Source organism: Chloroflexota bacterium (assembly GCA_018648225.1).
Lineage (GTDB): Bacteria > Chloroflexota > Anaerolineae > Anaerolineales > UBA11858 > NIOZ-UU35.
In genome coordinates, this window is sequence record JABGRQ010000110.1 from 24,488 (window position 1) to 30,521 (window position 6,034).

Below are 6,034 nucleotides of genomic sequence, written 5' to 3' on the forward strand. Positions count from 1 at the left end.
TCATCGTAAGTCGGGCTTTGTGGTGTTAGTTTGCTAAATTGCATCATACTCATTTAGATATATGTATTTTTTATTGGAGCAATACTGGTTACAAAATCCCAAAAGGCGTTTTGTGCTTTTGTGGCAGGAAGGCGGGGATGCCGCCCAATATAGATGTCGCGGCAAATATCCAGCCCGCTAATTTTCACAATGGCAACGCGATTTTGGCCCATACCTGTGGCCACAGCATGGGATACAAAACCAACGCCCAGGCCATTTTGTACCGATAGCGCAATGGCTTCTGAATTTCCCAGGGTTAGCAGCGTTTTTAATCGTTCAATACGAATATTGGTGTTTAGCAATGCATCGCGTACAGTATGGTACGTACCCGAATCTTCCTCTCGTAAAATAAAATTCACATCATGTAAATCTTTTATTTCAATAACTTTCTTCTTTGCCCACGGATGATCAAGCGGGGTAATGAGTACAACCGGGTCACAAAGAAACTCAACAAACTCAGCGTCCAGACAAGATTTTTGTGCAAAACTGGCGAGGGCAAAATGAGTTTTCCCTTCGCATAGCATATTAATGGCTTGCGCCTGTGGGGTAACAAGGCAAGTCACTCTTACTTTGGGGTGCTCATGGTGAAATTGAGCAAGCAAGTGGGGAAGTACATATTTCCCTGGCGTAGTACTACAGCCAACCAGAAGATGTCCGAATATCTCACCATGAAGCGATTCCATGGTTTCATCAATCAGAATAGATTGGGTAACCAATTCGCGTGCCATCGGGACCAAAGCCATTCCAGCATCGGTGAGTTGGAGTGTGCGTCCAGCGCGCAGAAATAGAGCCGTGTCGAAGTGCTTTTCCAGTGATTGGATGTGCTGACTGACACTCGGCTGGCTCATATTCATCCGCTGGGCTGCCTGGGTGAAATTAAGCGTCTCAGCGGCAATGAGAAAAACATTGAGTTGATGTGCATCCAGCATGGTGTTTCCTTTGCGCTTTGTGAATATTAACACTAGCATTATAATAGTATCAAGTGACAAATATCATGTCCTAATAGTTTTTGCTTATGGAACAGATAAGCAGATGTGATAAGCAAATATTATTTTTGTCACTTGATGCTATGACATCTGCTTATGTATAATTCCGGTTAGTGAAAAACAGAACAAAGTTCCGCGCGACGAAGCTGGAGAGTTCATACGCTATGTCAAAATTAAAATTAGTATTTTCCCTGATTCTGATCTCATTTATATTTATCAGTGTCAGTGGATGTAGCCCGAAGGTTGCCAGTGCCAGTGAGGCGGTAGCTGAATTTGCACAGGAAGCAACCCCCACGACAGCACCTGAGTCTGTTCCTACCGAAACCGATCAACCTGGATCGGATGAAGCAGCAACTGATGAAAACCCTCAAGGTGATGGAGTGTCAGATGAAGGTCTGGTTGAAGATGTAGAGCCAGATTATTGCTTGGATTGTCATTCTGACCAAGATCGGTTGATTGCTGTTGCCGAGAAAGAAGAAGCGGTTGAAAGTGAAAGCGAGGGTGAGGGCTGAGGTGGCGAAGTGGCTCCGTTGGAGCCTTGGGAAAAAGTAATGGTAGATGGCGAAGCATATCCGGAAACTGTTCACGGGCATATTGCCTGTGTGGATTGCCATAAAGGCGTGCAATCTCCCGATAAGGATACGGCCCACACAAACCTAATCCCGAACCCCAGCCAGGACGCTAAAACGTATTGTGGTGAATGTCACCCCGATGTGGTGGCGACAGAAGCACATAGTTTGCATTCCAATTTGGGCGGCTATTGGACTGTTCTTGATGAACGCAGTATTCCGAGCGATCATCCAGCGCTTGAAGAAGCTTTTGAAAACCACTGTGATTCTTGTCACGCCACTTGTGGCGAATGCCATGTTAGCCAGCCCAATTTGGTAGGCGGCGGTTTGATTTCAGGGCATATTTTCCAAAAAGAACCCTCGATGACGCGCAATTGCACCGCGTGCCACGGCAGCCGCGTGGGCAATGAATATTTGGGCAAACACGAAGATTTGAATGCTGATGTGCATTTCCGAAAAGGCCGTATGACCTGTATTGCTTGCCATCAGGAAGCCGAAATGCACGGTGATTATGGCAATTGTGAAGATTGCCATACCGGCCCCGAAACTGCTGTAGTAGCTCCACCCGATCATCGTTATGCGGGTGTTCAGTCGCCTCGTTGTGAAACCTGCCATATGAATGTAACCGTAGGGAATGATGGCAACCTGTTCCATGAGAATCATGGCGGTAATCTCCAATGTCAGGTATGCCACTCGGTGGCCTACACGAGTTGCGATGGTTGCCATGTGTCAATTAGTGAAACCACTGGAAATCCGAAATTTGCCACCGAAAGTTCATATCTGACTTTCTTGATTGGTAAAAATCCCCGCCAGAGCTATGATCGCCCTTACGATTATGTCTTGCTTCGGCATATTCCAGTTGCTGAAACTACATTTGAATATTATGGTGATGGCTTGTTAGATACCTTTAGTAACCTTCCTACTTGGGCATATACAACGCCGCATAATATTCAGTTGAATACACCCCAAACGGAAACTTGTGATGCTTGTCACGGAAACCCGGATCTCTTCCTGACAGAAGAAAAAATTTATCCGCACGAATTGGAAGCGAATCTAGAGTTAATTATTGATGCAATTCCTGCCTCGGTCTTTAATAAGACTGAAGATACTGGGGCAGATGCAACCCCCTAATTTGTTGGAAGCGTAGCTAAAAAGCTTGATCAAAGAAAAGGAGAAATTTCTAATGAAGAAGAAGCTACAAGTACTAATTTCGATGCTCGTCCTCGCCAGTATGGTGTTGGTTGCCTTTGTGCCGGTTGCGGCTCAAGATGCAGCCCCTCCCGCGACCCTTGATGCGGGCTATGCCGCCCTGCTTGGCAGCATGGTGGGCTACAATACCGTCAAGGCTGAAGGCCTGCTGGTTGAGATGGGCTCAGATGCGCCGCCGTTCTTACTGGATGTTCGCACCACCGCTGAGTTAGAAGAAGGCGGACATATTGAAGGTGCCGTACATATTCCTTTGAACGAACTGGCACAAAATCTTGATTTGCTGCCCGCCTTTGATACCCCCATTGTGGCCTATTGTGGCAGCGGCTGGCGCGCTACCATTGCCATGACCGTTCTTGAAGGCATGGGATGGACTGAAGTACGCGCCCTCAAAACAGCGTTTGCCGACTTGGCTGCTGCTGGTATCACTATTGTAGAAGGTGTTCCTGAAGCCGTTGCATTGAACGCGGCCGAACCGAATGCCGATGTGGTTTCTGCCGTTGATGCCGCTCTTGCTGCCTATGGTGTGAAACCTTTTGGTGTTGTCGATGCCGAAGGCCTGAATACGGCCTTATTTGAAGACCCTGGAATGACCGTCATCGACGTGCGCCGCACGGATGAATGGGTATCTAAGGGTGTTGTGGATACCGGCGATGCCGCTTTGGTTCAAATCCCGCTGGAGCGCTTCGTTGCTCAAATGGCAAACTGGCCTGCCGATAAAGATGCCCACGTCGTAGTCTACTGCGGCAGTGGCCATCGTTCCACTATGGCTATGGCGATCCTCTGGAGCTATGGCTATACTAATGTTTCCAGCCTCAAAGGTGGATTCGGAGGATGGGCCGAGGGTGGTTATGCAGTAGCTGAATATGCTGCCCCCGATTTGGCAACGCCTTATTCCGCAATGCTGGCTGGGATGGATCACTACAATACCATCTCTGCCGATGTTCTCCTGGAAGAAATGGCTACGGATGCACCTCCCTTCTTGCTGGATGTTCGCACCACCGCTGAGTTAGAAGAAGGCGGACATATTGAAGGTGCAGCACACGCCCCATTGAATCAACTGGGTGCAAACCTGAACCTGTTGCCGGCTTTCGACACCCCCATTGTAGTTTATTGTGGCAGCGGTTGGCGTGCGACCATCGCCATGACGGCTCTTGAAGGCCTTGGCTGGACAGATGTTCGTGCTCTCAAAGCGACCTTTACCGATTGGGTTGCCGCTGGTAACCCGGTTGCCGATAGTGTTCCCGAAGCGGTTGTTTTGGATGCTGCCGAGGTTGATCCTGCTGCTGCTGTGTGGATGGATGCCACCCTTGCAGCGCGCGGTGTCAAACCGTTTGGTGTGATCGCTGCGGATGACTTCAATACGGCTCTAATCGAAGCCCCTGAGATGATCGTTGTTGATGTTCGCACTGCTGATGAGCTTGCAGAAAAAGGCGTCATTGATACAGGCGAAGTGGCTCTGGTTACAATCCCGTTGGAAGAGTTCATTGCTCAGATGGAGAATTGGCCTGCTGACAAGGCTTCGCAGATCGTTGTATACTGCGGTAGCGGTCATCGCTCTACTATGGCTACCACGATCCTATGGTCATACGGGTATAGCAATGTCTCCAGCCTCAAGGGCGGTTTCACTGGCTGGGTAGAAGCTGGTTACCCCGTCCTAGAATATGCAGCCCCCTAAGGCTAACTAAGCCTATTTAGGATAAAAAGCTGGTTCTCAAATGAGAACCAGCTTTTTTGTTACAAATGTGCGGCTTAATTCGCAGCTATTTGATAAAATAGATAACGCATATCATAATTATACGTTCTCGGGATTCCTGCGAAACCTCCTAAATTTGGGCGTTATCAGGCGAAATCCCAAAGATATATAATTCTCAGATTAAACTAATCTAATTTTTATTGGTAGCGGATACAATTATAATATAACTGAGGAGTGAGCAATGGAACCCTTTGAAAAAGATGCCATTTCCGTGGATGTAGGTGGCCGGTTACGCGATTTGCGCGAAGAGAGAAACTTGTCCATGCGAGCTTTGGCTCGCATGAGTGGACTGTCGGCTAATGCTCTTAGCATGATCGAGCGCGGTAAATCTTCACCTTCTGTAAGCACACTCTACAAACTTGCCGAAGCTCTCGAAGTGCCGATAACCTGTTTCTTTCGTACAGAAACCCCTCAGGATGATGTAGTTTTTCGAAAAAGTTCTGCACGCACTCGCGTACCTTTTCATCGTGGACTATGGGAAGGATTGGGGGGTGAAAGTTTTATGGGGCATGTTGAACCTTTTATGCTTACCCTGGAAAGTGGTGCTAATAGCGGACGTTTTCCCATGGCACATACAGGACATGAATTCGTGATGTGTCTTCGGGGACAGTTAGAGTATCAGGTTGAGAATCAACTTTTTGTGTTGGAGCCGGGCGATAGTCTGCTTTTTGCTGCCGAACTTCGTCATCAGTGGCGTAACCCCGGGAATACAGTCACAAATGCTATCTTTGTCTTGGCTGGCTTTGATGAAGACGAACATCCTAGTGAATTCCATATTGCTTCGGGCCTGGCCTCAGAGGCAGAAGATGCTTCTACTGAGGGTGATGAAGGATAACAGCTGTTTAGTTTGAAGCTGATTTTCTGCGTAGAGATTATATCCAGGATGTGGGATAGCGTTTTCCCCTTTCCTGTAAATTATTGACTTGCGTTGGATAATTTGTAGCGGGAAGATGATACTATGCTGGACTTGTTTCGTAGTGGTCGTTATTTGATTCTTCTGGTTGCTGTTGTGATTCTTGTATTGCTGGTTTTAGGTCTCAATAGCCGGGTAGGTGAGATGCGCCAGTTATCAGCAGAAGCCACGCGTTTGGCAGATCAGCAAGCTGCTTTATTATATACAAAGGCTGTTCTGGCTACCCAGATTATAGAAGCCACATCGGATGCGCAAGTAAAGCAATGGGCTTATGAAGATGCAAAGATGGTGCCCGATGGCGAAGGAAATCAACTGGTCATCCCTTTGGTGGATGAGCAAGCCACCCCTGAACTACCGGAACCCGTTGAAATCAGATCTCAATCGGTCGAAAATTGGCAAATCTGGCTGGCATTACTATTTGAACCAGATGCGCCTTGACGCTGCTTAGGCGGCGTGCTATAATCCCGCTCTGTTCGCAAAACAACGCGGGGTGGAGCAGTGGCAGCTCGTCGGGCTCATAACCCGAAGGTCACAGGTTCGAGTCCTGTCCCCGCTACTTTGACCA

Annotated in this window: 6 protein-coding genes and 1 tRNA gene; 6 read left to right on the top strand and 1 reads right to left on the bottom strand. The window is 48.0% G+C overall.

What is annotated here, in order from left to right; translation table 11 throughout:
- Window positions 1-53 precede the first annotated feature (53 nt).
- Complete coding sequence (locus tag HN413_10745; GenBank protein ID MBT3390877.1) at window positions 54-968, bottom strand: LysR family transcriptional regulator; 915 nt, start codon at window positions 966-968, stop codon at window positions 54-56.
- A 221-nt stretch (window positions 969-1,189) separates the two neighbouring features.
- On the opposite strand from HN413_10745, the gene HN413_10750 reads away from it, so the two are divergent.
- The 6 genes from HN413_10750 to HN413_10775 all read left to right on the top strand — a co-directional run bounded on the left by HN413_10750 (window position 1,190) and on the right by HN413_10775 (window position 6,025).
- Window positions 1,190-1,537: a hypothetical protein gene (locus HN413_10750; GenBank protein ID MBT3390878.1), complete on the top strand. Its 348-nt coding sequence runs from the start codon at window positions 1,190-1,192 to the stop codon at window positions 1,535-1,537.
- A gap of 39 nt (window positions 1,538-1,576) precedes the next feature.
- Window positions 1,577-2,725: a hypothetical protein gene (locus HN413_10755; GenBank protein MBT3390879.1), complete on the top strand. Its 1,149-nt coding sequence runs from the start codon at window positions 1,577-1,579 to the stop codon at window positions 2,723-2,725.
- A 52-nt stretch (window positions 2,726-2,777) separates the two neighbouring features.
- Window positions 2,778-4,478: a hypothetical protein gene (locus tag HN413_10760; GenBank protein MBT3390880.1), complete on the top strand. Its 1,701-nt coding sequence runs from the start codon at window positions 2,778-2,780 to the stop codon at window positions 4,476-4,478.
- Between the two features lie 259 nt (window positions 4,479-4,737).
- On the top strand, window positions 4,738-5,391 hold the full coding sequence (locus HN413_10765) for a helix-turn-helix transcriptional regulator (protein MBT3390881.1): 654 nt from the start codon (window positions 4,738-4,740) through the stop codon (window positions 5,389-5,391).
- Window positions 5,392-5,514: 123 nt separating this feature from the next.
- The gene (locus HN413_10770; GenBank protein MBT3390882.1) at window positions 5,515-5,907 is read left to right on the top strand and encodes a hypothetical protein; all 393 of its coding nucleotides are present in this window, start codon (window positions 5,515-5,517) and stop codon (window positions 5,905-5,907) included.
- Between the two features lie 46 nt (window positions 5,908-5,953).
- Window positions 5,954-6,025 (top strand) — tRNA-Met (locus HN413_10775).
- The last annotated feature ends 9 nt before the right edge of the window (window positions 6,026-6,034 follow it).

Bases quoted from the DNA above. Each gene is read 5' to 3' on its own strand.
- HN413_10765 (MBT3390881.1), top strand. From the start codon at position 4,738: ATGGAACCCTTTGAAAAAGATGCCATTTCCGTGGATGTAGGTGGCCGG.
- HN413_10760 (MBT3390880.1), top strand. From the start codon at position 2,778: ATGAAGAAGAAGCTACAAGTACTAATTTCGATGCTCGTCCTCGCCAGT.
- HN413_10755 (MBT3390879.1), top strand. From the start codon at position 1,577: ATGGTAGATGGCGAAGCATATCCGGAAACTGTTCACGGGCATATTGCC.
- HN413_10770 (MBT3390882.1), top strand. From the start codon at position 5,515: ATGCTGGACTTGTTTCGTAGTGGTCGTTATTTGATTCTTCTGGTTGCT.
- HN413_10745 (MBT3390877.1), bottom strand. From the start codon at position 968: ATGCTGGATGCACATCAACTCAATGTTTTTCTCATTGCCGCTGAGACG.
- HN413_10750 (MBT3390878.1), top strand. From the start codon at position 1,190: ATGTCAAAATTAAAATTAGTATTTTCCCTGATTCTGATCTCATTTATA.